The organism is Neisseria sp. 20925_1_37, assembly GCF_041433255.1.
GTDB lineage: Bacteria > Pseudomonadota > Gammaproteobacteria > Burkholderiales > Neisseriaceae > Neisseria > Neisseria flavescens_D.
Window position 1 is genome coordinate 187,426 of the sequence record NZ_JAPWBC010000001.1, and the last position, 22,865, is coordinate 210,290.

General features: G+C 50.7%; 28 protein-coding genes. 4 read left to right on the plus strand and 24 right to left on the minus strand.

Annotated features, from left to right (window positions below):
* The first annotated feature begins 167 nt into the window (after window positions 1–167).
* Entirely contained in the window at window positions 168–509 is a 342-nt protein-coding gene (locus tag O3661_RS00880; protein ID WP_371491984.1) for a hypothetical protein, read from the plus strand.
* A gap of 57 nt (window positions 510–566) precedes the next feature.
* Here O3661_RS00880 and O3661_RS00885 read toward each other — a convergent pair whose 3' ends face one another.
* Window positions 567–1,457, minus strand: coding sequence for a LysR family transcriptional regulator (locus O3661_RS00885; protein WP_371491985.1), 891 nt, complete (start codon window positions 1,455–1,457; stop codon window positions 567–569).
* Between the two features lie 127 nt (window positions 1,458–1,584).
* Between O3661_RS00885 and O3661_RS00890 the strand changes: the two genes are divergently transcribed.
* Both O3661_RS00890 and O3661_RS00895 read left to right on the plus strand, forming a co-directional pair.
* Window positions 1,585–1,980: a DoxX family protein gene (locus O3661_RS00890; RefSeq protein ID WP_254321358.1), complete on the plus strand. Its 396-nt coding sequence runs from the start codon at window positions 1,585–1,587 to the stop codon at window positions 1,978–1,980.
* Window positions 1,981–1,995: 15 nt separating this feature from the next.
* Entirely contained in the window at window positions 1,996–2,601 is a 606-nt protein-coding gene (locus tag O3661_RS00895; protein WP_371491986.1) for a nitroreductase family protein, read from the plus strand.
* A gap of 112 nt (window positions 2,602–2,713) precedes the next feature.
* On the opposite strand, the gene cysS is transcribed toward O3661_RS00895, so the two are convergent.
* The 16 genes from cysS to rpmE form a co-directional block, all read right to left on the minus strand.
* Entirely contained in the window at window positions 2,714–4,135 is a 1,422-nt protein-coding gene (gene cysS, locus O3661_RS00900) for a cysteine--tRNA ligase (protein ID WP_371491987.1), read from the minus strand.
* A 143-nt stretch (window positions 4,136–4,278) separates the two neighbouring features.
* Window positions 4,279–5,493 (minus strand): hypothetical protein, encoded by a 1,215-nt coding sequence (locus tag O3661_RS00905; RefSeq protein WP_371491989.1) that lies wholly within the window; start codon window positions 5,491–5,493, stop codon window positions 4,279–4,281.
* Between the two features lie 2 nt (window positions 5,494–5,495).
* Window positions 5,496–6,170 (minus strand): hypothetical protein, encoded by a 675-nt coding sequence (locus O3661_RS00910; protein WP_003683730.1) that lies wholly within the window; start codon window positions 6,168–6,170, stop codon window positions 5,496–5,498.
* Between the two features lie 83 nt (window positions 6,171–6,253).
* Window positions 6,254–7,402 (minus strand): GTPase ObgE, encoded by a 1,149-nt coding sequence (gene obgE, locus O3661_RS00915; RefSeq protein WP_371491991.1) that lies wholly within the window; start codon window positions 7,400–7,402, stop codon window positions 6,254–6,256.
* 144 nt (window positions 7,403–7,546) lie between these two features.
* Complete coding sequence (locus tag O3661_RS00920) at window positions 7,547–8,035, minus strand: peroxiredoxin (RefSeq protein ID WP_004519060.1); 489 nt, start codon at window positions 8,033–8,035, stop codon at window positions 7,547–7,549.
* Window positions 8,032–8,415 (minus strand): thioesterase family protein, encoded by a 384-nt coding sequence (locus O3661_RS00925; protein WP_003748005.1) that lies wholly within the window; start codon window positions 8,413–8,415, stop codon window positions 8,032–8,034. The genes O3661_RS00920 and O3661_RS00925 overlap by 4 nt, the downstream gene beginning before the upstream one ends.
* Window positions 8,415–8,777 (minus strand): hypothetical protein, encoded by a 363-nt coding sequence (locus tag O3661_RS00930; RefSeq protein WP_003681812.1) that lies wholly within the window; start codon window positions 8,775–8,777, stop codon window positions 8,415–8,417. The genes O3661_RS00925 and O3661_RS00930 overlap by 1 nt, the downstream gene beginning before the upstream one ends.
* 114 nt (window positions 8,778–8,891) lie before the next feature.
* Window positions 8,892–9,716, minus strand: a complete 825-nt coding sequence (locus tag O3661_RS00935) for a VacJ family lipoprotein (protein WP_371491993.1) — start codon at window positions 9,714–9,716, stop codon at window positions 8,892–8,894.
* On the minus strand, window positions 9,713–9,991 hold the full coding sequence (locus O3661_RS00940; protein ID WP_049349372.1) for a lipid asymmetry maintenance protein MlaB: 279 nt from the start codon (window positions 9,989–9,991) through the stop codon (window positions 9,713–9,715). Before O3661_RS00940 ends, O3661_RS00935 begins: the two co-directional genes overlap by 4 nt.
* Before the next feature lie 63 nt (window positions 9,992–10,054).
* Complete coding sequence (locus O3661_RS00945) at window positions 10,055–10,645, minus strand: phospholipid-binding protein MlaC (RefSeq protein WP_003681817.1); 591 nt, start codon at window positions 10,643–10,645, stop codon at window positions 10,055–10,057.
* A 32-nt stretch (window positions 10,646–10,677) separates the two neighbouring features.
* A complete protein-coding gene (mlaD, locus tag O3661_RS00950) occupies window positions 10,678–11,172 on the minus strand; it encodes an outer membrane lipid asymmetry maintenance protein MlaD (protein ID WP_049329454.1) in 495 nt (164 codons plus the stop codon).
* A gap of 49 nt (window positions 11,173–11,221) precedes the next feature.
* A complete protein-coding gene (gene mlaE / locus O3661_RS00955; protein ID WP_070606268.1) occupies window positions 11,222–11,998 on the minus strand; it encodes a lipid asymmetry maintenance ABC transporter permease subunit MlaE in 777 nt (258 codons plus the stop codon).
* A gap of 65 nt (window positions 11,999–12,063) precedes the next feature.
* Window positions 12,064–12,864: an ABC transporter ATP-binding protein gene (locus O3661_RS00960; protein WP_049329453.1), complete on the minus strand. Its 801-nt coding sequence runs from the start codon at window positions 12,862–12,864 to the stop codon at window positions 12,064–12,066.
* Between the two features lie 222 nt (window positions 12,865–13,086).
* A complete protein-coding gene (locus O3661_RS00965; RefSeq protein ID WP_371491995.1) occupies window positions 13,087–13,974 on the minus strand; it encodes a hypothetical protein in 888 nt (295 codons plus the stop codon).
* Window positions 13,975–14,113: 139 nt separating this feature from the next.
* A complete protein-coding gene (locus tag O3661_RS00970) occupies window positions 14,114–15,772 on the minus strand; it encodes an ArnT family glycosyltransferase (RefSeq protein WP_371491996.1) in 1,659 nt (552 codons plus the stop codon).
* Window positions 15,773–16,007: 235 nt separating this feature from the next.
* Window positions 16,008–16,223 (minus strand): 50S ribosomal protein L31, encoded by a 216-nt coding sequence (gene rpmE, locus O3661_RS00975; RefSeq protein ID WP_003681847.1) that lies wholly within the window; start codon window positions 16,221–16,223, stop codon window positions 16,008–16,010.
* A 281-nt stretch (window positions 16,224–16,504) separates the two neighbouring features.
* Between rpmE and O3661_RS00980 the strand changes: the two genes are divergently transcribed.
* On the plus strand, window positions 16,505–17,038 hold the full coding sequence (locus O3661_RS00980; protein ID WP_371491997.1) for a DapH/DapD/GlmU-related protein: 534 nt from the start codon (window positions 16,505–16,507) through the stop codon (window positions 17,036–17,038).
* 61 nt (window positions 17,039–17,099) lie between these two features.
* Here O3661_RS00980 and O3661_RS00985 read toward each other — a convergent pair whose 3' ends face one another.
* The 7 genes from O3661_RS00985 to O3661_RS01015 all read right to left on the minus strand — a co-directional run bounded on the left by O3661_RS00985 (window position 17,100) and on the right by O3661_RS01015 (window position 22,862).
* Entirely contained in the window at window positions 17,100–17,555 is a 456-nt protein-coding gene (locus O3661_RS00985; RefSeq protein ID WP_371491998.1) for a four-helix bundle copper-binding protein, read from the minus strand.
* A gap of 214 nt (window positions 17,556–17,769) precedes the next feature.
* Window positions 17,770–18,624 (minus strand): amino acid ABC transporter substrate-binding protein, encoded by an 855-nt coding sequence (locus O3661_RS00990; RefSeq protein ID WP_371491999.1) that lies wholly within the window; start codon window positions 18,622–18,624, stop codon window positions 17,770–17,772.
* 75 nt (window positions 18,625–18,699) lie between these two features.
* A complete protein-coding gene (locus tag O3661_RS00995) occupies window positions 18,700–19,431 on the minus strand; it encodes an amino acid ABC transporter ATP-binding protein (protein WP_371492001.1) in 732 nt (243 codons plus the stop codon).
* A 1-nt stretch (window position 19,432) separates the two neighbouring features.
* The gene (locus tag O3661_RS01000) at window positions 19,433–20,101 is read right to left on the minus strand and encodes an amino acid ABC transporter permease (protein ID WP_101755771.1); all 669 of its coding nucleotides are present in this window, start codon (window positions 20,099–20,101) and stop codon (window positions 19,433–19,435) included.
* On the minus strand, window positions 20,091–20,750 hold the full coding sequence (locus O3661_RS01005) for an amino acid ABC transporter permease (protein WP_003748035.1): 660 nt from the start codon (window positions 20,748–20,750) through the stop codon (window positions 20,091–20,093). Before O3661_RS01005 ends, O3661_RS01000 begins: the two co-directional genes overlap by 11 nt.
* Window positions 20,751–20,914: 164 nt before the next feature.
* Window positions 20,915–22,132: an MFS transporter gene (locus O3661_RS01010; RefSeq protein WP_101755772.1), complete on the minus strand. Its 1,218-nt coding sequence runs from the start codon at window positions 22,130–22,132 to the stop codon at window positions 20,915–20,917.
* A 301-nt stretch (window positions 22,133–22,433) separates the two neighbouring features.
* A complete protein-coding gene (locus O3661_RS01015; protein ID WP_204787904.1) occupies window positions 22,434–22,862 on the minus strand; it encodes a murein L,D-transpeptidase in 429 nt (142 codons plus the stop codon).
* Window positions 22,863–22,865 lie beyond the last annotated feature (3 nt).

Genomic DNA, 22,865 nt, shown 5'->3' on the forward strand with positions numbered 1-22,865 from the left:
GATGTTCAGACGGCCTTTATCGTATGGGGTGAATTAGATAATTAGTGGAGTGGATATAGTGATGCGTCTATTGAATCTTACCGATACATTTTGTAGTAGGCACATGCAAACAAGCGTATAGTTCCAAATATCACAAACCCATCATCACAACTTTAGGAGTTCAAACCATGAAACCTGTTTTGTTTGCTGCGCTGATTTCCTGTTTCTCCGTTGCTGCGTATGCGGTCTGTACCGACAGCCAGCAGCAGTGCGTGATTTATAAAAACGGCAACGTCGCGACAGAAGGCGGCTGTACGGTCAGCAAATGCCAGAATGCCGATGCGCAAGTGTTGAAATGGAAGCTGAAAAACGGCAAAGGCGTAACCGTTGAAATCGGAAAAAACGGTAAGGTTTTGGTGAACAAGAAACCGGGTGCGAAAGCGAACAACAGCAATGCGTCAGGCATGGGTTTGACATGCTATGCCGCCGATGCGGACAAACGCGAACAGTTCTGCTCGACCAATTATTGATTGGGTTGTTGCTTTGATTAAAGGCCGTCTGAAAAGTGTTTCAGACGGCCTTGATGTTTATCCTTCCGATATTTTTTCATTGAGAAAGTCGATAAAGCTGCGCACTTTCGCACTGAGAAATGCCCTGTCGACATAAGTGGCGTTCAGTTGGTCTGTCCAGATGGTGTAATCGGGCAGGAGTTGGATCAATGTACCATCCTTCAATTCCTGCTGAACTGCCCAAAGGGGCTGATAGCCTATGCCTGCGCCTGCTTTAATCAGCTCGCGTATCATCAGTGTGTTGTCGCTGCGGATAACCGGGGAGAGATGGAGAATGGCTTTTTCTCCTGTGGCGCGGTGGGTAATTTCCCAGTTTTGTTGACTGGTATAGGAAGGCAGAATGGCTTGATGCTGCATGACGGCTTCGGGTGTATCGGGTGTGCCGTGTCGGGCAAGATAGTCGGGGGCGGCAAGCAGGACGAACTCAATTTTGGCCAGTGGTTTGACGATCAGCGAAGGGGAGGGGGTTTTGGAAACGCGCAAGGCGAGATCGAAGCCTTCGGCGATAAGGTCGATATGGCGGTTGTCGAGGACGAGGTCAAGCGTGACTTTGGGATAACGCTGGCGGTATTCGGCCAACCATGCGCTCATATTGCCGCCTGCAAACCACAGGGGCATGGTAACGCGCAACATACCTTGCGGCGTGTCGGCGCCGCCTGCCGCTTTTTGGGCAGCGGTGTCCAAGGTATCCAGCGCGTAGCTGCATTGGCGGTAGTATTCTTCGCCTGCTTCGGTCAGGTGGAGGTTGCGGCTGTTGCGGTGTAAGAGCTTGGCTTGAATGGTGTTTTCCAGATGGCTGACGTGTTTGCTGGCCATGGCGGTGGAGATGTCGAGCTGATCGGCGGCACGGGTAAAACTGCCGCTTTGAACAACTTGGCGGAAAACTTTTAGGCTAAATAGAGTATCCATTATTTCTTATTAGGAAACGTTGTATCAATAATTCGAGTATATATCTCTTACTGGGAATTATCTATACTGCACTTATTGAAATTGCTCCCTACCTCTTCAGGTAGCCATTAAAATAAGGATTATTCAGATGTCAGCCCTCAAATCATTCCAACCTGTTGTATTGTCTGTCTTGCGTATTGTTGCGGCGTATCTGTTTTTGCTGCATGGCACGGCCAAGTTTTTCAGTTTTCCGATGTCCATGGGCGGCGCGCCTGAAGGCTTGATGCTGGTGGCCGGTATTTTGGAAATTGTCGGCGGTATCTTATTGATATTGGGCTTGTTTACCCGTCCAGCCGCGTTTGTTTTGTCCGGTCAGATGGCAGCCGCCTATTTTATGGCACACGCGTCCTCGGGTAATGTTTTGTTTCCATTGGCCAACCATGGCGAATCTGCCGTTTTGTTCTGCTTTGTGTTCCTGTACCTGGCAGTAGCCGGTGGCGGAGCGTGGGCTTTGGATAACGTTTTTGGTAAAGATAAAGATTAATTTAAGGAAAAGATCATGACTTATTCTGTTTTGCAACAAGCTGCTGAAACCCGTCGTTCTATTTATGCATTGAACAACACCCTGCCTCTGTCCAATGAGGAAGTAACCAAAATCATCGAACACGCCGTTTTGCATACGCCGTCTGCTTTCAATTCGCAATCTGCCCGAGTGGTCGTATTGTTTGGCGAAGAACATGCCAAAGTGTGGCATTTTGTCGAAGAAGCGTTGCGTGCAATTGTTTCTGCCGAGCAGTTTGAAGCCACTGCACAAAAACTGAACCTGTTTAAAGCAGGCGCGGCAACAGTTTTGTTCTTTGAAGATCAAGATGTTGTCAAAGGTTTGCAAGAGCAGTTCCCATCTTATGCGGCCAACTTTCCGATCTGGGCGGATCAGGCAAATGCCATGGTTCAATATGCTGTATGGACAACATTGGCGGCTGCCGGTATCGGCGCCAATCTGCAACACTACAATCCACTGCCTGATGCGGCCATTGCCAAAGAATGGAACTTGCCGGAAAGCTGGTTGTTGCGTGCGCAAATGGTGATTGGCGGTATCGCGGCTTCAGCCGGTGAAAAAGCCTTCCAACCAATCGAAGGCCGTCTGAAAGTATTTGGCGCATAAATGAAATGATGTTTTAAACAAAGGGCGTAATGTTTGCGCCCTTTTTGAAATACCAAAATTAAAAAGGCCGTCTGAAAACAGTTTCAGACGGCCTTTTATCTATGCCATGAAATCAACCGCGGCGCCAAGTCGTACCGCCGGCGTTGTCTTCCAGAATGATTTTGTGTTCGTTCAGAAGGTCGCGGATGCGGTCGGATTCCGCCCAGTTTTTATCCGCGCGCGCCTGTTTGCGGCGGGCGATCAAATCGTCGATTTCCTCGTTGGACAGGCCGTCTGAAACCGCACCGCCTTGCAGAAATTCAATCGGATCGCGTTGCAACAGACCGATGATGCCGCCCAAGGCTTTCAGGCAGCCGGCGAGGTGCGTATCATTGGTTTTGTTCACTTCGCCTGCCAGCTCAAACAACACGGCAACCGCTTCGACCGTACCGAAATCGTCATTCATGGCGGCGTAGAAGCGGCGGGTGTAGTCATTGGCGTTTTCAGATAAATCAAACTCAGCCGCTGGTGTGTTTTTCAACGTGGTGTACAGACGGGTCAGCGCGCCTTTTGCGTCGTCCAAATGCGCGTCGGAGTAGTTCAACGGGCTGCGGTAGTGGGCGCGCAGGATAAAGAAACGCACGACTTCAGGGTCGTATTGTTTCAACACTTCGCGGATGGTGAAGAAGTTGCCCAATGATTTGGACATTTTTTCACCGTCCACACGGATGAAGCCGTTGTGCAGCCAGTATTTGACGTGGCTGGCGATGCTTTGACCGTGGTGGGTTTGCGCGTGGTCATGTCCGCAGGTGTGGCCTGTCGCGCCGACACTTTGGGCGATTTCATTTTCATGATGAGGGAACTGCAAGTCCGCGCCGCCGCCATGAATATCGAAAGTATCGCCGAACAGGTTTTCACTCATGGCCGAGCATTCGATGTGCCAACCCGGACGGCCGTTGCCCCACGGGCTTTCCCATGCCGGCTCGCCTGCTTTGGCCGCTTTCCACAATACAAAATCAAGCGGATCGCGTTTGAAACCGTCTACTTCCACGCGTTCGCCTGCGCGCAGGTCGTCTAGCGATTTGCCCGATAATTGGCCGTAAGCGGCAAACTCGCGCACGGCGTAGTAAACGTCGCCGTTTGAAGCAGGGTATGCCTTGCCGTTTTGAATCAGGGTTTCAATCATGGCAATCATCTGCGGAATGTTTTCTGTTGCCTTCGGCTCAATATCCGGACGCAACACACCCAAAGCATCGGCATCTTCGTGCATAGCCTGAATGAAACGCGCAGTCAGTTCGCCGATGGTTTCGCCGTTTTCAGCCGCGCGGGCGATGATTTTGTCGTCGATGTCGGTGATATTGCGCACATAAGTAAGCGGATAACCGCACTCGCGCAGCCAGCGGGCAATCATGTCGAACACAACCATCACACGGGCATGGCCTAAGTGGCAATAGTCGTAAACAGTCATGCCGCAAACGTACATACGCACGTTTTTAGGGTCGATGGGGGAGAAGGGTTCTTTTTGACGGGTAAGGGTGTTGTAGATGGTGGCCATGGGAGAGTTTTATTAATTAAATAATTTATTTTTAGGCTTCCTATAGAACTAAAATTTTAACCTCTTCCTTGGTCATTTGATTTTTGAGATTTTTAGGGAAAAGATAAATTAAAGTTCTAAAGGAAGTTTAGTAGAAAATTAAATTAGCCGAATGATCGAGAAAAGACTCTCTGTTGCTCTTCATGCTGGAACGCTTGACTCTTCTCAGCTACTAATTCTTGTTGTCTATCTTGGTTTAGCGCTACATTTTGACGGATTTTTTCGTCAAAAAGAGCAACCTGCTCAGGATGTTCTGCAAGTACCCTTTGAGCATATGAACCATCAGTATCATTGATAAGTCCTCGCAGCATACCTTTGACTTCATCATACTTAGATTGTGGTCTTTTTGTGGCAGAGGAAGCTGAAGCAAGATTATTTATAGTATCCTGCTCTTTTGCAAGAAGATTACTATTAGTTGCTTCGTTGGCAAAAAGTCGGGCAAATTGGTCTTCTGATATGTTCGAATTCTCTGAAAGGTTTAATGTTTTTTTACCCCAGTTAATGGCATCATTCATTATATCTTTTATGAATTTAACATCTTTTCCTACTTTTCGAGCTTCTTCTTCAAATTCTGTGCGGAATTCTTTAATCAGTTGTATATTATCTAAGGCAAAGGTATGGTCTTTAGTAGATAAACCACCATTTTTGAAGTTGTTGAGTCCATGACTGTAGACAGCACCAGTTATTGCAACTGCCCATGTACGGTTTGGGGTTATGTTCAATTTGCCAAAGCCACCTAGATACAATACTATCTGTTCAGTTTTATTCAGGTAATGTTTAACATTACCTAAATGCGGACTGGCAGCGCTTACGGGATCCATACCGCGGACGTGGTTTGTGATTAATTGGGCATTAGATTGTTTACCTGGTTGTTTTTCTTGCAGATTAGCCGCACCGTAGGCGTTAAATGTTTCGGTTCTTTGGCCATAATTGTAGCCGCACAATTGTGCTAGAGCTCCGCCGAGAGAGTGTCCTGACTGGTGAATTACGGCTCCTGGATAACGTGTTTGAGTTAATGATATAGCTATTTCTGTCAATTTCTTGGCATCGGGATATTGATTGTTTCCTTGATTGACTGCCATGCCTAAATCGGTCAGTATATCTGTGGCTTTTGCATTTTTTTCGGGCCATGTACCTCTATGAGTAACAACTAGTTCATTGGTGTCTTTTCTGTACAGGACATAGCCGTCGTAGCCAGATTTAGTATGGAGAGATTTGACAACTTCATATTCTACATTGTCAATTCCTCGAATATGTTGACCTTCTTTTAGATTTTTATAAGCTAAATCAGCAGTTGCAAGATAATTTTGCGTTTTCATATTTAGGCTCTCCGTATTTCAAGTTCAATACTAAATGCATCTTTTAAATCAATGCCTCTTTGTTGCGCTTGTTCTGCTGTAACTCCACTGGAAACAAGACCAGTTTCACTATCTAACCAAGTAGCAATTGGATAATCTGCTTTTTGGTGATAGTAGATTAAGTTTGCTGTTGTACCTTTTTCTGCCATATTTTTCCATACGGTATCGTCAATATATGCTGAAAAAAGGGTACTTTTTTTATTGTTATCAGCTTTGAATTCTAGAGAAACACCATAATTTTCCCACAAACACACTCCCTGACCAAAATAGTCTTCATTCAAAGGCCTGTCGGTATAAAATTCCCCTTGATAAACTGTATCGCTGATTTTTTTTAAGGTAAATTCAGGTTGGTAAACTGCATACGCGGTTGCGCCAGCTGCACGGTTGGTGGTAATCATACAATTCTTTGCATCATAGTTTTCTACCAGTCTGGAAATTTCAAATTTTCCTGGTGCATTTTTAAACGTAACCGTCAATTCGTATTTTTGATGCTTTTTCGGATTCTCCGTTACAACAGGGTCACTTTCTGCTTTGGGCAGTCCGTGAAAGTCATAAGCTGAATCAAACATTTTTCCATCCTCCAAGTTGCAGGCTGATAGCAGAATTGCTGAGCCTATTAAGGTTAATACTTTTTTCACTCCAAAATCCTTTCTGGGTTCGTAATTTTATTAAAAAATTACATCTTTCGGATAGTCTAAACCAAATTTAGACTACTAAAAAATTATTCAGCCTTAAGAATTTCCGTATTTGTTTTAGGTTGTTTTTCTGCTGTTTCTATTTCAACCTGCTCCGCTTCAGCTTTCTCGGTTTCGATGCGTTTTTTCTCGGTCAGGTATTGGTTGATTTGGTGTACCAATTCCTGTGTGCCTTGATGGGTCAGGGCGCTGATTTGGAAGAGGCGCGGGGTTTCCATATCGAATTGGAAACGGTCGTCTGGTTTCGGGTAGTCCCAGCCGATGGCTTCGAGGAAGGCGGCGCTACGTGCTTGGGCTTCTTCTTCATTGAGCATGTCGAGTTTGTTGAGTACCAGCCAGCGCGGTTTGTCGTAGAGTTCTTCGTCGTATTTGCGTAATTCGTTGATGATGGCAAGTGCTTCTTCGGCGGGGTTGACGGCTTCGTCAAAGGGCGCCAAATCGACGACGTGCAACAGCAGGCCGGTGCGCGATAGGTGTTTGAGGAAGCGGTGGCCGAGGCCTGCGCCTTCTGCTGCGCCTTCAATCAGTCCGGGGATGTCTGCCATGACGAAGCTGTGGTTTTCGTCGATGCGCACAACGCCTAAATTCGGATGCAGGGTGGTGAAGGGGTAGTTGGCGATTTTGGGACGTGCGGCGGATACGGCGGTAATCAGGGTGGATTTACCGGCGTTGGGCATGCCTAATAAGCCGACGTCGGCGAGGACTTTAAGCTCGAGTTGCAGGGAACGGGTTTCACCTTCTTCGCCGGGCGTGGATTGTTTGGGCGCACGGTTGACGGAGGATTTGAAGTGGATGTTGCCCAAGCCGCCTTTGCCGCCCTTGGCGAGGCAGACGCGCTGGCCGTGATAAGTGAGGTCGGCGACGATTTCGTCGGTGTCGAGGTCGCGGATAAGGGTGCCGACGGGCATTTTGAGGACGATGTCGTCCGCACCTGCGCCGTAGCGGTCGGAGCCGTGGCCTTTTTCGCCATTTTTGGCTTGATAGCGTTTGACGAAGCGGTATTCGACGAGGGTGTTGGTGTTTTCGTCGGCTTCTGCCCAAACGCTGCCGCCTTTGCCGCCGTCGCCGCCGTCAGGGCCGCCGCGGGGTACGAATTTTTCGCGGCGGAAACTGGTTGCGCCATTACCGCCTTTGCCTGCGGCGACTTCGATTTTTGCTTCGTCGATGAATTTCATGGTGTTCTCTTACTGGGTATTCGGTTGTTTCAGACGGCCTTTGTTGATAGAGGAGTTTGGTGTCTGAACGGATAAAATGTTGCTTATTATAAAGGATATTTCGGTTTTAGGCCGTCTGAAATATGGTTTCAGACGGCCTTGGATTTATTGGGCGAGGGCTTGGTCGATTTCTTGGTAGAGTTGGGTGAAATTGGGTTCGCCAACGTAGGTTTTGAGGATGTTGCCGTTTTTGTCGATCAGGACGGAAGTCGGGTAAACCTGTGTGCCAAAAGCTTTTGCGGCAGTTTTGTCGGCATCGTACATGACGGTGAAAGGAAGGCCGTATTCTTTGACGTACTGATGGACGCTCTCAATAGGGTCGATGGGCTGGGCAATGCCGAGGACTTGGAAATTTTTGCCTTGATAGTCTTGGGCGGTTTTGATGATTTTAGGCATCTCGCTTACGCAGCCGGGGCAGGAGGGAAACCAGAAGTTAATGAGGGTAACTTTGTCTTTCAAATCGGCGTTGGTAATGGTTTTGCCTTGCAGGTCGGGCAGGGCGAAATCAGGGGCGGCTTTGTTGCTGGGGATAAGGACGAAGGCAAGAAGCGCGCCAATCGTGGCAACGACAAGGAGTGTGAGTATTTTTTTCATGATGTAAGGTTTTGGATTGCGTGTGCTAAGGTTTGGGGAACGCTGATGCTGCGGCCGCTTTCGCTGCTGACGGGCATAAGGGTAACTTCGGCTTCGATGGCGGCTTTGCCATTGGGCAGGGTCGCGGTTTGGCTGAGGATGATGTGGCGTGTGCCGATGTCTTTCAGACGGCCTGTAAAGGTCAAGACATCGCCTTCAAGCGACGGGCGGCGATAGCGGATGTCAACGCGTGCAACAACGAGCATGATGCCTTTGAGTTCGGACAGAAGGTCATGCTCTTGAAAAAACGTCCAGCGCGCTTCTTCGAGAAATTCGAGATAGCGCGCATTGTTGACGTGGCCGTAGCCGTCGAGGTGGTAGTTGCGGACGGTCAGTTTCATCAGTTGAGATTGATGGGTTGGAACTCTTCGCGTGCGATTGGTTCGTGTTCAAGGTCGGTAATTACGGTGGAAAGTTGGATGTCGAACCATTCGTTGAAAATGTCGGCGTCCAAATCCGGCCATTCGCTTTCGTCTTCGCACCAGTCGGCCAATTCGGCAGCAAAAATGTCTTCAAAACGCGCTTCGATTTCGTCCCATACTTCGTCGGCAGTTTCGCACGGGCGAACGAGGTAGGAGTTGGCATCAGCTTGGATATCTTCAAGTGTCAGGCCGTCAAGGTGATTGCCGGGCAGGGATTTCAGCCAGTTCCAAAAAGGATCGAGGGGGATAAGCAGGAAGACGCTGCGGTTGACTTCGTACATGGTGTTTTCCTTGGTTTCTGTATAGTTGAATGATATAGCAAAGGTGGTGGACTGGCTATCTTTTGGGGGATAAAGGCCGTCTGAATTTCAGACGGCCTTTATTTTTGGGAACAATCAGGGGTTTTCTGATGGTGTTTGATACAGGGTTTGGGGGTTGGCTGTATCGGGGATTTCTGCAGGAGCGGATTGGGGTGCTACCGGTTCGGAAGTGGTGTTGCTGTCCACCAGGTCATCGATGTCGATGTTGTCGTCTTCGTTTTGAGGGAGCGTGCCGCCGGTTTGTTGGGTGCGGACTTTCATGTAAAGGTCGCGTGTGTAGCTGTATTTGTCGATGGCTGCGCCTTCGAGGCTGTCGGTCAGGTCGAGCAGTTCTTCACGGGTATTGATGGCTTGCAGGCCGATTGTGCCCCAGCGTCCTGCGCTGGTGTGGAAGACGGCGTTTTTAACCGGATAGACGGTGGTGACGGCGTTGCCGACGGTATCGCGTACGGTCGACGGGCCGAGCAGGGGGACGACGAAGTAGTTGCTGTTTTTCCAACCCCATGAGGCGAAGGTGTCGCCGAGGGTGTTTTTATTGCTGGGTACGCCGCCTGCACCGGCTACGTCGATTAAACCGCCAAGGCCGAAGGTGGTGTTGATGCCGACGCGGACGAGGTCTTCGCTGGCGCGTTTGACGTCAAGGCGCAGCACGTTGCTGCCGAAGCTGACGACATCGCGCAGGTTGTTGAAGAAGTTGATCACGCCGGTACGCACCGGTTTGGGCGTTACTTTGCGATAGCCGCGTGCGACGGGGGAAAGGACGTATTTGTCTGCTTTGTCGTTGAACTTGGAAACGGTGCGGTTGTAGCCTTCGTAAGGGTCGGCCGGATTGCGTTCGGCAAGTGTGGGCGCGGAGGCTATGCTGATGATGAGGCAGAGGGAAGCGGTGGTTTTTTTCATGATTGCAACCAGTCTTTAATTTCGTAAAGTTCGGCCAGTGCGCGGACGGAATCGGGAATATTTTGAATGGTCGGTTTTTTGTCTGTCCGGCGCAGAGCGTTGAGCAGCAGGGAAACGCAGGCGGAATCTGCTTTGCCTACTTGGCTGAAGTCTATGCGGTCTGTGTCTTTCAGACGGCATTGTTGCTCAAAGCGCGCAAAGGCGGAGGCGGTCAGGGTTTTGACGGTAACGTCGCCGCTGATGTAGAGCGTGCCGTTGCGGATTTCTGTTTGCATGGTGTCTTGATGATGTAAGGCACCATGCCGTCTGAACATCAGGCGGCATGGTGCGGGGGTGGATTATTTACCGCCGTTTTTGGCTTTCAAGTCGGCAATCAGGCCGTCGATACCTTTGGCTTTGATGGTTTCGCCGAATTGGTTGCGGTATACGGTAACCAGGCTTGCTCCTTCTACTGCGACATTGTATGCGCGGTATTTGCTGCCGCTTTGGTAGGTGGTGAAGTCCATGTTGACCGGTTTTTGGCCGGAAACGTTGATTTCGGCACGGACGACGATTTCTTTACCGCCTTTGTTTACGACCGGGTTGTCTTTGATGTTGACTTTGGCGTTTTTGAATTTCAGCATGGTGCCGGAGTAGGTGCGGATCAGCAGGGTTTGGAACTCTTTGGTCAACGCTTGTTTTTGTGCGTCAGTCGCAGTGCGCCACGGATTGCCGACGGCCAAAGCGGTCATGCGTTGGAAGTCGAAGTAAGGGATGGCGTAGGCTTCAGCTTTTTGGCGTGCAGTGTTGGCATCGCCGCTGTTGAGGATTTTCAGCACTTGAACGGAGTTTTCACGGACTTGGTTGACTGCGTCGGCAGGAGAGGCAAATGCCATGCTGATGCTCAATACGCCGATGCTCAATGCGCTGATGAAGGAAGTTTTTTTCATGGGAGTGTCCTGAATATTGGGTTGATATGTGTTTATTGTTTGTTTTGACCGGCAGATTCACTGTCTGCGTTTTTTTCGGCAAAGCTGGTCATGAATTTGCCGATAAGATTTTCCAAAACCATGGCGGAGCTGGTGACGGTAATGGTGTCGCCTGCCGCCAAAGAATCAGTATCGCCGCCTTGTTGCAGGCCGATGTATTGTTCGCCCAACAGGCCTGAAGTCAGGATTTGTGCGGAAACGTCGCTGCTGAACTGATATTGGCTGTCCAGATTGAGGGCGACTTTTGCCTGATAGGATTTAGGGTCGAGCTGAATGGAGGCAACGCGGCCCACCAGTACGCCTGCGGATTTGACCGGAGCGTTGGTTTTCAAGCCGCCGATGTCGCTGAAATCGGCATAGACGGTGTAGGTTTGTGATGATTTGCCGAACGATTGACCGCCGGCGGCGCGGAAGGCGAGAAAGCCGATAGCGGCAGCGCCCAGTAAGACAAACAGTCCTACCCAAAATTCCAAAGCATTTTTTTTCATGTGCTATTGTCCTTGTTTCATTCTTTTTAAGTGTCGTTTCAGACGGCCTTTAGTCGGTAAACATCCATGCGGTCAACATGAAGTCGACAGCGAGGATGGTCAGGGCGGAAGACACTACTGTGCGTGTACTGGCGCGCAAAATACCTTCGGAAGTCGGTACGCAGTGGAAGCCCTGATGTACGGCGATTAACGTAACGGCTACGCCGAAAGCGGCGGATTTGATTAAGCCGTTGAGGACGTCGTAATGGAAGGTAATGTTGTTTTGCATTTGCGACCAGAAAATACCGCCGTCCAAACCCAGCCATTCGACGCCGACCAAATACGCGCCGTAAATACCGGCAACGTTGAAAATCGAAGCCAGTAAAGGCATGGAAAACACGCCTGCCCAAAAGCGCGGCGCAACCACGCGTGCCACGGGGTCGACCGCCATCACGTTCATTGCTTCAAGCTGCTCGGTGGTTTTCATCAAACCGATTTCGCTGGTCATGGCACCGCCCGCGCTGCTGGCAAACAGAATAGCCGCCAATACGGGACCCAATTCACGCAACAGGGAAGCGGCAACCATATAGCCCAGAATATCGGCGGATTTGAATTTTGCCAGCTGCGTATAGCCCTGCAAGCCCAACACCATGCCGACAAACAGCCCGGACACAGCAACAATCAGGACAGACAACACGCCTGCAAAGTAAACCTGGCGGATGCTCAGGCGCGGGCGGGCAAACGCCGTACCTGATTTGGCCAAGATATGCAGGAAAAACAGCGTAATGCTGCCCAGCGATTGGATGAAGCCGAGGGTTTTTGCCCCGACGGAACGGATAAAATTCATAGGTTTCAGTTGATTGGTTAAATGGTTTTCAGACGGCCTTGTTTAAGTTTCAGGCCGTCTGAACATCAGCCCAGCAAGTCTTGTTTTAAAGTCGTTTGCGCCGGATAGCGGTAGGCGACAGGGCCATCTGCCAAACCGCCGACAAACTGGCGTACCCAAGGCGAGTCGAGTTCGCGCATTTCTTCGGGCGAGCCGGAGAACATGATTTCGCCGTGTGCCAAGAAAATGACTTGATCGACAATTTCCAGTGACCTTTCAATATCATGCGTTACCATGACGCTGGTTGAGCGCAGGGCTTTGTTGGCGCGGCTGATGAGGTGGGCGATGACGCCCAGCGAAATCGGGTCGAGGCCGGTAAAAGGCTCGTCGTACAACATGATTTCAGGGTCGAGCGCAATCGTACGCGCAAGGGCGACGCGGCGTGACATACCGCCGGAAAGCTCGGAAGGCATCAGGTTTTCAATGCCGCGCAAACCGACTGCATTCAGTTTCAGTAATACTAAATCGCGAATGACCGCTTCGGGTAAATCCGTCAGCTCGCGCATGGGGAAGGCGATGTTGTCGAAGACGGATAAGTCGGTGAACAATGCGCCGTGTTGGAACAAAACGCCCATGCGGCGGCGGTGTTCGTACAGCTCCTGCGCTGAAAATGCGGCCAAATCACGCCCTTCAATCAGCACTTTGCCCGATTGTGGGCGGATTTGACCCGTAATCAGGCGCATCAGCGTGGTTTTACCGCTGCCCGAACCACCCATTACGGCGGCGAAATTGCCTTGTGGAATGCTGAAGTTGATGTTGTTCAGAATAGGACGGTCGCCATATGCGAAGGCAACGTCTTTCATTTCGATGAAGGGTGTGGAACTCATGCAGGAGAGGGGTGTCGAAAAATGTATTTTAATTACGAGTATTGTAAAGGGTATTGGATATTCGGGCAATTTTCAGACGGCCTGCGCTTAGGAATAACGGGTAAAAACGTGTGAAAGAATGCAGAAGCGTTGGTGCTACGGTCATTTTGTCGTATGTTGTGTCAAACATACAGACAGATGTGTAGGTAAATAAAGAGGCGGGCAAACATGCCCGCCTTATTTTTAATATTTCTGCAAACCTTCTACCTTGATTTCTTTGGCATTGGCATTGATGAAGGCTTGAGTTGCTTTCATCGTGGCTTGAATGCGCGGATCGTTCCAGCGCACGATTTGGTTGTTTTCATCGCGCTTGTCCGACCAGATAATCACGCCGTCGGTGTATTTTTTGCTGATTTCGAGCATTTTGCGCCAGCGGACGGGGTCGATGAACTGCTTGAAATAAGGGCTGTTGGTGGCCGAATAATATTGCGGCCAAATGTAGCCGATGATTTTTTTGTTGGGAAAACGTTGATGGATGTCATCAACGGCGGTTTTGACGTCTTTTTCCCATTGCACCAAATCGGGGGAAGTGATGTAGAACACAGGATTGGCATAGTCGCTGATGGCGGCGGTGGGCGCACGGCGTTTGCTGACTTGCCGCCATTTGGCCAAGATGGCTTCGTTGTCAACGTTTGGGCGGTAGTGGCGGATGCCGTGCAGGTGTTCGGAGGGCATGCCGTAGTTGCTGATGAAGGCGCGCGGATTTTCTTCTCTGAAGATTTGGTACATCCGCGCGAAGTCGGTTCTCAATTCGTCGGGTGTCAGCAGCTGGCCGTCTTTTTCGGCAAACCAGCTTTCGATGTCGGTGGAAATGGTGCGGTAGCCTTCGCGGCGCGATTGTTTGGCCAATTCACGGATGCGCGCTTCGTTGAGTACGCCGTGTTTGCGTTTGCCTGTCGGATCGGGTTTGACCAACTCGCTTTCGTAAACCAAGAACACTTTGGAGAGTTTGTCGGCGGTCAGGTCGGGTTTGCCGACGTAGTCCATGCGGTCGTAGATGATGAAATCTTTGGCATGGGTGGAGAAGGCGGTCAATAAGAGGACGAGGGGCAAAAGGCGGTTGGGTTTCATATTTTTAGGCAGATTAAGGGAAAAGGACCATTGTACGGGAAGCGGCGTTAAAGTAAGTCAAAGGCCGTCTGAAAGGATAAAAGTTCTTTCAGACGGCCTTTGTTGCACTGGGAATGCTCAGTTTCGAGGCTGGTGTGATTTACTGCGCTGCAGTTTTTTCCAGCAATAGGAAAGTTTCGGCTTTGTTGCGCGGTCTTGCACCTTGCCACAAGGTTTGCCAACCCGAAGGTGCGCCGATGTTGGCGGCTTGGCGGATGAGGCGGTAGCGGCAGGACGGGTTGTCGGTCGTGGTTTTAATATGGCTGTATTGTGTCCACGCGATGCGTGTGCGCTGGTCTTGGCTGTCGATGCTGATACATTCGAGGCCGTCTGAAAGCTGCTGTTTCAATTCGGAAGAAAGCGCGGCTTCCATTTGGTGTACGACCGGCGCATGGCTTTTGGCGGCGTTGAGCCACGGTAAAAACAGGGTCATTAGCAAGGCCCAGGCCAAGGTAACGCCGGCTGCCCAGTTGGTCACGGCTTGGCGGCCGCGGATGTTTTTACGCGTAATCGCCCAGAGCCATAACGGGGTAAACAGCAGGGCGACGGCCATCGGAATCGGGTCGATGTCGGGGATGTAATACGGGCTGAAATAGGCGGCGCGTTCGGCCAGTTTGGCGGGCCAGCCGTAGTTCATGGCGAAGAAGCCCAGCCACAGGAACACGGCAATCAAACCGAATGCCATGATGCCGAACCAGTTGATAAATGCCGCTGCGCCGCGGCGCAGGCCGTCCAGTTGTGCCGCGCCGAGCAGGGCGAGCGGCGGCAACAGCCAAACGAGGTTGTCTTGCAGGCGTTGCGGATTGATGGCAAGCAGGGCTGTCATGATAACCAGCCACGACAGGCTCAGAATGCCCCAGTTTTTATCGTGGATACGCGTGCGGCTGAGCGTCCATGCTGCCAGCGGCCAAGCAGGCAGGGCAAACCACAGCAGGTTTTTCAGATAATAGGGCAGGTTGAAGGCCGTCTGAATTTGATGGAAGCCGCCGAATACGCCTAAGGAATAATGGTTGAACCAAATATCAAACCATTCGGGATTGGTTTTTGATAAAACCAGTGGATACAAAATCAGCAGGGGCAGGGAAACGACGATGGCGCCAATTAGGGTCAGCAAATAGCGTTTGCTCTGCCAAGTGGAATGGAACGACAGGGCAAGTGCCAAAAACATCATGGCCGCGGTCAGCAGATAGCCTGAGGAAAGGGAGAGTAAAACCCAGCCGCCGCACAACAACAAAATGGCGATAATGACGCGGCGGCGTGCCAGTGAGAAGCCGCACAGAATTAATCCAAATGCGGCAAAAGCGGCCGACATGGGATTGAGGAAGTGGGCGATGGGCAGTAAACCGATGCTACCGATAAGGATTAAGACGACGCTGCGGCCGTGGTGTCTGCCGAGGAAGTTGAAACCAGCAAATCCGCAGGCGGTCAGTCCGATGGCGGTAAATACCACGCCGGCAAAACGCGCAGCATCATAGGCATCGGCCGCCCAAGGCGAAAACAGGGTTTGGAATGCGGTTGCCGCCCACAAAAAAGCAGGGGAAATGGTGAAGTCGGGTTGGCCGAAGATTTGCGCAACCAACAGGCTACCGCCGTTTTTCATGAATTCGGAGGCAGTAAAGAGGGAGGGTTCGGCAGGGTTCCACAAGTCATGCGAGAACACGCCCGGCCACAGCCAGGCAAAGGCCATCAGCAGCAGAAGCCATGGTTTTTCATGGGTTTTTTGGGGGCGGCGCGGATCGGGCGGTGTGTAAGTCAGCATGGAAGGTCAAAAAACGGTTGGTTTGAATAGCAATGGTACAGGGTTTGACGGATTTGCGCGATATGCCGGGCTGGGGAGCTTTGTAAAATAATGCTGACGGCTCGTTTTTATCGGGTGTTTGGAATGATATGGCATTCGGTTGACGACAAAAAGCTCAGGCCGTCTGAAAGAAAGGTTTCAGACGGCCTGAATGCAAAAAAGACTGCACGAAGCAGTCTTTTTGACAAAGCGGCAATTAGCGTTTGAACAGGTTGCCGAATTTGTTGTTGAATTTGTCCACACGACCGGTAGTGTCGACGATTTTTTGAGTACCGGTGTAGAAAGGGTGGCACAGAGAGCAAACCTCAACGTTGAAGCTGTCTTTTTCCATTGCGGATTTGGTCACGAATTTGTTGCCGCAAGAGCAGGTAACGTTGATTTCGTGGTAGTTCGGGTGAATACCTTGTTTCATTTGATTTCCTTTCGATTAAGCGGGCACAGGGGTTTTGCCTGTACTTCAGTTAAGCGTGGAATTTTCTCTATTTTTGGCTGTTTCGTCAAGTGGATATTTTGCGTAACGGGCAGTTTCACAACAGACGAGAACAGTTTAGAATAGAGTTTCAAACCAAATATTGTGTAATCGGGCTGTAATTCAACTGAAAAGAGGATGTAAAACCTCTTCTAGATGTGAAACTTTAAGAAAAATAATAGTCTGATTAATATTTACGCTTTTACGAACAGGAGACGGAATCCATGCAAAAAAGGATATTGACGCGTATTTTGCGTGTCTGGGGAGGAATGTTGCCTCCGTCTTATTGCAAACCCTTCGGCCGGATTGCGCAAAAATTCCGTGCTGCTTTGGCTGCGTGCATTTCCCCTAACATCGGCAAAAACGTCAATATTGAAAAAGGCGGATACGTCTTTCCGGATACGGTAATCGGCGACAATTCGGGTATCGGCGTCAATTGCGAAATCTGCCGCGGTTTAACCCTTGGCAAGAACGTGATGATGGGGCCGGAATGCCTGTTTTATTCGACCAACCACAAATTTAACCCTGAAACCCGCCGCTTTGAAGGTTATACAGACATCAGCCCGATTGTGATTGAAGACGATGTTTGGATTGGTAGACGTGCGATTATCATGGGCGGCGTTACCATCGGTAAGGGTGCGGTAATCGGCGCAGGTTCGGTGGTTACTAAAGATGTGCCGCCTTATTGCGTGGCAGCGGGCAATCCTGCGATTGTTCGGAAAAATCTGCTTGATGAGCAAGAGCTTGCAGCCGAATAGCGTAAACAAAATAGCAAAATAAAAGGCCGTCTGAAATTCAGACGGCCTTTTTTAATATTGATTAAGCAGCAATTTTTTCGCATTCTTTAATGCAAGCCAAGCAAGATTCGTAGCAGGCTTTGCATTCAGCGTGGTGGCCGGCGTGTTCTTTGCAGGCGGCAGAACATTGTTTGCAGGCTTCGATGCACACTTTTGCCAAAGACGGGGTCAGGCGTGAATTTTGGGCAGCGAGGTTTTGCAAGGTGCCGCACAGTGCCAACATTTGATTGACGCCGGCTGCGCAGTCTTTCATGGAGGTATCGCCTTCGCTCAACAGGGCGATGCAGTGTGCCAAACAGATTTGACCGGCTTCAACGCAATGTGCGGCCGCTTTGCGCGCAGCTTCGTAGGCGCGCGGTGCAGAGTGCGCGTGACCAGCATGACCGGCGTGGTGTGCATGGTCGTGAGCATGGGTAAAAGAAGCGGCGGCGGTGAGAGAGACAGCAGCGGCGCTGCCGATAAATTGACGACGGTTCATCATAGTTTCCTTTTTGCTTTGTAGAAATATCGGACGAATTATTTCATCCGTTATTAAAAGGCTATCATGTTATTCGTTTTTAAACAACAGGCCGTCTGAAGGTATCGATAACACGTTCAGACGGCCTGTTGTTAGATATGATATTTGTTTAAATTAATCACAAATCGGATGGCTGAAATACGGGAAAGTGACTTTTGCCGAGAAAATAGTCGGTTTATTCCGCCAACAATTCTTCCGGTTTGACTTTCTCGCCATACACAGGCAAGAGGGTTTTTTCATAGGCGGCTTTCAGACGGCCGTCTTTTTTCATGGCGGCGATTTCGCCGTTGACCCAGTTCAGGAGGTCGGTGTTGCCTTTTTGAACAGCCGGGGCGATGAATTCGGCAGGGCCGAGGTTGCCGATGGCAACTTCAAAATTTGGGTTTTCTTTTGCCCATGCCCACAGCAGGGCGTTGTCGTGGGCGAGTGCTACGCCGCGGCCGTCTTTCAGTGCGTCGAAGGTTTCAGTATTTTGGTCGAATTTCAGCAGTTTGACTTCAGGATGGTTTTTGGTGAAGAAGGCGTCGGCGGTGGTGCCTTTGTTGACCAGAAGGGTTTGGTCTTTCAATTGCGCAACGTCGGTAATCGGTTTGTCTTTGGGGGAAACTACGCCCAAGGCCACTTTCATGTAAGGATCGGCGAAATCGACGGCTTCGGCACGTTCGGGTGTTTTGGTGAAGTTGGCGAGGATGAGGTCGACTTTGCCGGAACGGACGTATTCGACGCGGTTTGCGGCCTCGGTCAGGACGAATTCGACTTTGTCGGGGCTGCCGAGCAGGTCTTTGGCCAGGTCTTTGGCGATTTCAACGTCAAAGCCTTGGTTTTTACCGTTGGCGTCAACATAGCCGAACGGAGGCTTGTCGCCGAATACGCCGATACGGATGACGCCTTTTTCTTTGATGGAGGCAACGGTTGCCGCGCCGCTACTTTGTGAAGATTGGGCATCGCCGGAGCCGCCTCCGCAAGCAGTCAGGCCGACGGCGATGGCGGCGGAGGCGAGGAGGGCTTTGAATTTGGTATTCAATTGCATGAGTGTTTCCTTTTCAAATGTTTGGTTGAAAGTGGAGGCCGTCTGAAAAAGGGTTCGGACGGCCTGAAAATAAAATCAGTAGTCCATGCCTGCCAAGAATTGGCGGGCGCGTTCGCTTTTGGGGGCGGAGAAGAAAATTTCGGGGTCGGACGATTCGACGATGCCGCCTTTGTCCATGAAGACGATGCGGTCGGCAACTTTGCGAGCAAACCCCATTTCATGGGTTACGATGAGCATGCTCATGCCTTCATGGGCGAGTTCTAAAACCACTTCCAAGACTTCGCGCACCATTTCGGGGTCGAGTGCGGCGGTGATTTCGTCCAGCAGGATGACTTCCGGATTCAGGCACAGGGCGCGGACAATGGCGATGCGTTGTTTCTGGCCGCCGGAGAGTTCGCGCGGATAGGCGTTTTTGCGGTCGAGCAGGCCGACGCGTTCCAGAAGTTTGTCGGCTTGTGCCTCTGCTTCGGCACGGTTGCGGTTTTGTACTTTCACCGGGCCTAAGAGGATGTTTTCGATGACGGTCATGTGGGCAAACAGTTCATAGCTTTGAAAGACCATGCCGACTTTTTGCCGGGCGGTTTGCCAGGAAACGTCTTTGCCGAATTCGCCGACACCGTCCATCACGATGCTGCCGCCTTGGTGCGGCTCCAAACCGTTTACGCAGCGCAGGAGGGTGGATTTGCCGCAGCCGGACGGACCCAGCAGTACGATGACTTCGCCTTTTTCCAAGTCCAAGTCTAAGGATTGAATGGCGGTTACGTTGCCGTATTGTTTGTGCAGGTTGCGGATGCTCAGTAAAGCCATGTCAGTGTTCCCATTTTTGTTCAAGTTTTGCCGCCAGCAGCGACAGCGGCCAGCAACAGAAGAAATACAGCATAAAAATCAGGCCGTAAACCCAAAATGAAGCATTGGGTTGCGTCAGCAGCGAGTTTTCAATGATTTGCTGGCCGACTTTGACGACTTCGATGACGCCGATAAGGGAGGCGAGCGAGCTGGTTTTGATCATGCGCGTAAACAGATTGACGGCGCCGGGCAATACGCGGCGGATGCTTTGCGGCAGCTCGATGTAGCGGAATACCTGCCCGCGGCTCAAGCCGAGTGCTAGGCCTGATTCGACCTGGTGTTTTTCAATCGATTCCAATGCGCCGCGGACCAAATCGCCCATTTCGGCGATGCCCCACATGGTAAATACCCAGACGCAGACCCAAAATCCGTCGATGTGGATGCCTGTCCAGACGGATAGGCCGAAATACAGGCCGAACAGCCACACCAAAATCGGCACGATTCGGATGGTTTCGAGATAAAACCGTCCGATAAAGCGGATGAGCCGGTTGCGCGAACGCAAAACCAAGCCGAACAGTGTACCCAATACACAGGAGGCAGCAACGGAGACCAGGGAAATCTGCGCCGTCAGCAACAAGCCTTCGCCCAAGCGTGCCGCGTTTTGTCCTTCAAACAACCAGTCAAACACCATATTTTGCACTCCGTACGCGGTTTTCTGCCCAGCGCGCCAGAAGCGAAACGGGCAGAAGGATGATCAGGTAGCTGGCAAACAGCAGGAACAAGGCTTCGTTGGTTTTATAGTCCATGCCGATGATGTCTTTGGTAACGAACAACAATTCTGCAATGCCGACCGCGCTGACGATAGATGTTTCTTTCATCAAAAACAATACGTTTGCGCCGATGGCGGGAACGGCGACCGCCCATGCCTGAGGCAATTCGACATAGCGGAACACTTGAAAGCGGCTCAAACCGATGGCCTTGCCCGCTTCGATCTGCCCTTTGGGGACGGCCAAAATACCGGCGCGGATGGCTTCCGCCATATAGCTTGCGCCCAAGAAAACCAGTGCGATCACGCCGCAGGTGAAACCGTCCCATTTAATGCCCATTTTCGGCAGGCCGTAATACAGGAAAAACAATTGGATCAGCAGGGGCGTATTGCGCGACAGCTCGATATAGGCGCGTGCCAATGCGTAGAAGGGGCGGATGCGGTATGCCGTAACCACGGCAACGGGCAGGCCGAACAGCAACGACAAAACGACGCCATATACCGACAATTCCAGCGTCAGCTTTGCCGCATCGACAAATTTAGGGATGGCATCGATCAGATAAGACCAGTTCATCAGAGTCAGACAATCAGCATGATAAAGGCAGTATTTTAACGGGTTTGTAAGAGAGTGTTAAATAATGGATAGGAATATCGATTGTGGATAAAACACAAAAAATGGAATAAGGCAAAGGCCGTCTGAAACGTTTCAGACGGCCTTGAAATGTCAAGGTTTCCGCGTCAGGCGGCAGCCGCTTTCCGTTCATGAATCAGTAAATTCAACAGGGCGGCCGCGCCTGCCAAGACTGCGTCGGCGTACCACATCCAGCCGTAATCGTTGAAGCGCGTGATGACGATGCCGCCGATGTATGAACCCAAAAAGCCGCCGATTTGGTGGCTCAACATGGTCAACCCGAAGAGGGTGGCCAAGTAGCGCGTACCGAAAAGTTTGCCGGTAATGGCGGCGGTGGGAGCGACGGTTGCCAGCCAAGTGAAACCGAGTCCGGCGGCGAAAAGATAGAAGTTCAAATCGGTTTTAGGTGCGGCCAGATAAATCAATATCATGGCGACACGCGAAGCATATAAACCGAAGAGGACGTATTTGCCCAAAAATCTGCCGGTACACCAGCCTGAAAAAATACAGCCGGCGATGTTTGCCAAACCAATAATGGCAATGGAGGTCGAAGCGACCGTAGCGGGGAGGCCGCAAAGTGAAATTTCGGTCGGTAGGTGGGTAACCAAAAAGGCGATGTGGAAACCGCAGGTAAAGAAACCCAAATGCAGCAAGATATAGCTGCGGTTGGCGAAAGCCTTGCAGACGGCCTGCTTCAGGGTTTGGCCGCCGTTGTCGGTATGGACGGTGTGAGAAGCATGTTTGCCGCCGGCCAGCCACCAAGAAATCGGCAAAATCAAGATGGCAATGACTGCCCAAACATAAAATGTCCCTGTCCAGCCGACATGGGGTAGGGTAATCAAACCTTGAACCAACGGCGCGAACAAAAATTGCCCTGCGGACCCGCCTGCATTGACCAAGCCGGAAGCCAAGCCACGCCGATGAGGCGGTGTTTTGGCGGCGACCTGTCCCATAATGATGGAAAATCCGCCCGAACCTGTACCGAATGCCAACAATAAACCGATACCCAGCATCAGCCCCCAATAAGTCGGCATTTGCGGCACCATCAGACAGGCGGCAATCAATAGAACCGTACCGCCGGCTAAAACCTTAAACGCGCCGAAACGGTCGGCCAACGCGCCGGATAAGGGTTGCGATATGCCCCACATCAATTGGAACACGGCAATAATCAGGCTGAACTGGGTCATGCTCAATTCGGTCGAGTTGACGACGGGCAGGACAAAAAGCCCTAAAGTCATCCTCATGCCGATGGTAATCAGCAGGATGGAGGCGGCAGCGGCAATCAGCAGCCACAAATTAGGTAATTTGGCAGAAGAATCGGTCATGATGTTTGTGTGTAAGGGGGCAGGGAATAAAAGCTATTCCTGCCACTATATTATTTATTTGATTTCTCGGCGAGCCGATATATAAACGCGCGATTCTAGCATTGGGCGAGAAACGGCATAAATAACCGTTGGTTCTTTGGATATGGTAAAAAATGATATGGCTTTGAGGATGAATTGAGGATGAAGCGGTCAAATATTCTTCGTTTGGTACTGACGGAGCAAGCAAATTGCCGTTGAATTTTCGTTTGAGAAGAAAGGCCGTCTGAAAAGTTTCAGACGGCCTTTGTTTGACTGACTTACATCAGATGATTTCCAGAATGAAATACTGACGCAGTTTTTCGTACACATTATTTTGTACGTTGATACAACCATTGGTTATGATGCGGTCGGCCACGTGAGGGGAGACGATGCGTTCCATGCGTCTTTCCTGCGGCTTGAGCGTCCATACCCTGTGTAACGCAAACAGAAAGTCATTTTCTTCTTTGAAGCCGATAACTTCACCACCGTAACCCGGTTTGCTGGTCATCATCGGCGTCATATTGAATTTGCCTTTCGGCGTGGTCTTGCCAATCAATACCGGATGGCACTGACCGTCATCGGCAAAGCAAAGCTCCGCCTTAGCTGTATTGACCACAACTTTTTTGCGTTGGATATAGTCGCTGACAGCATCGGCAGCGGCCAAAGAATTCAGGCTTGCTGCCAAGGCTATACCCAATAGGATCCGTTTCAAATT

Bases quoted from the DNA above. Each gene is read 5' to 3' on its own strand.
- O3661_RS00880 (WP_371491984.1), top strand. From the start codon at position 168: ATGAAACCTGTTTTGTTTGCTGCGCTGATTTCCTGTTTCTCCGTTGCT.
- O3661_RS00885 (WP_371491985.1), bottom strand. From the start codon at position 1,457: ATGGATACTCTATTTAGCCTAAAAGTTTTCCGCCAAGTTGTTCAAAGC.
- O3661_RS00890 (WP_254321358.1), top strand. From the start codon at position 1,585: ATGTCAGCCCTCAAATCATTCCAACCTGTTGTATTGTCTGTCTTGCGT.
- O3661_RS00895 (WP_371491986.1), top strand. From the start codon at position 1,996: ATGACTTATTCTGTTTTGCAACAAGCTGCTGAAACCCGTCGTTCTATT.
- cysS (WP_371491987.1), bottom strand. From the start codon at position 4,135: ATGGCCACCATCTACAACACCCTTACCCGTCAAAAAGAACCCTTCTCC.
- O3661_RS00905 (WP_371491989.1), bottom strand. From the start codon at position 5,493: ATGAAAACGCAAAATTATCTTGCAACTGCTGATTTAGCTTATAAAAAT.
- obgE (WP_371491991.1), bottom strand. From the start codon at position 7,402: ATGAAATTCATCGACGAAGCAAAAATCGAAGTCGCCGCAGGCAAAGGC.
- O3661_RS00920 (WP_004519060.1), bottom strand. From the start codon at position 8,035: ATGAAAAAAATACTCACACTCCTTGTCGTTGCCACGATTGGCGCGCTT.
- O3661_RS00925 (WP_003748005.1), bottom strand. From the start codon at position 8,415: ATGAAACTGACCGTCCGCAACTACCACCTCGACGGCTACGGCCACGTC.
- O3661_RS00930 (WP_003681812.1), bottom strand. From the start codon at position 8,777: ATGTACGAAGTCAACCGCAGCGTCTTCCTGCTTATCCCCCTCGATCCT.
- O3661_RS00935 (WP_371491993.1), bottom strand. From the start codon at position 9,716: ATGAAAAAAACCACCGCTTCCCTCTGCCTCATCATCAGCATAGCCTCC.
- O3661_RS00940 (WP_049349372.1), bottom strand. From the start codon at position 9,991: ATGCAAACAGAAATCCGCAACGGCACGCTCTACATCAGCGGCGACGTT.
- O3661_RS00945 (WP_003681817.1), bottom strand. From the start codon at position 10,645: ATGAAAAAAACTTCCTTCATCAGCGCATTGAGCATCGGCGTATTGAGC.
- mlaD (WP_049329454.1), bottom strand. From the start codon at position 11,172: ATGAAAAAAAATGCTTTGGAATTTTGGGTAGGACTGTTTGTCTTACTG.
- mlaE (WP_070606268.1), bottom strand. From the start codon at position 11,998: ATGAATTTTATCCGTTCCGTCGGGGCAAAAACCCTCGGCTTCATCCAA.
- O3661_RS00960 (WP_049329453.1), bottom strand. From the start codon at position 12,864: ATGAGTTCCACACCCTTCATCGAAATGAAAGACGTTGCCTTCGCATAT.
- O3661_RS00965 (WP_371491995.1), bottom strand. From the start codon at position 13,974: ATGAAACCCAACCGCCTTTTGCCCCTCGTCCTCTTATTGACCGCCTTC.
- O3661_RS00970 (WP_371491996.1), bottom strand. From the start codon at position 15,772: ATGCTGACTTACACACCGCCCGATCCGCGCCGCCCCCAAAAAACCCAT.
- rpmE (WP_003681847.1), bottom strand. From the start codon at position 16,223: ATGAAACAAGGTATTCACCCGAACTACCACGAAATCAACGTTACCTGC.
- O3661_RS00980 (WP_371491997.1), top strand. From the start codon at position 16,505: ATGCAAAAAAGGATATTGACGCGTATTTTGCGTGTCTGGGGAGGAATG.
- O3661_RS00985 (WP_371491998.1), bottom strand. From the start codon at position 17,555: ATGAACCGTCGTCAATTTATCGGCAGCGCCGCTGCTGTCTCTCTCACC.
- O3661_RS00990 (WP_371491999.1), bottom strand. From the start codon at position 18,624: ATGCAATTGAATACCAAATTCAAAGCCCTCCTCGCCTCCGCCGCCATC.
- O3661_RS00995 (WP_371492001.1), bottom strand. From the start codon at position 19,431: ATGGCTTTACTGAGCATCCGCAACCTGCACAAACAATACGGCAACGTA.
- O3661_RS01000 (WP_101755771.1), bottom strand. From the start codon at position 20,101: ATGGTGTTTGACTGGTTGTTTGAAGGACAAAACGCGGCACGCTTGGGC.
- O3661_RS01005 (WP_003748035.1), bottom strand. From the start codon at position 20,750: ATGAACTGGTCTTATCTGATCGATGCCATCCCTAAATTTGTCGATGCG.
- O3661_RS01010 (WP_101755772.1), bottom strand. From the start codon at position 22,132: ATGACCGATTCTTCTGCCAAATTACCTAATTTGTGGCTGCTGATTGCC.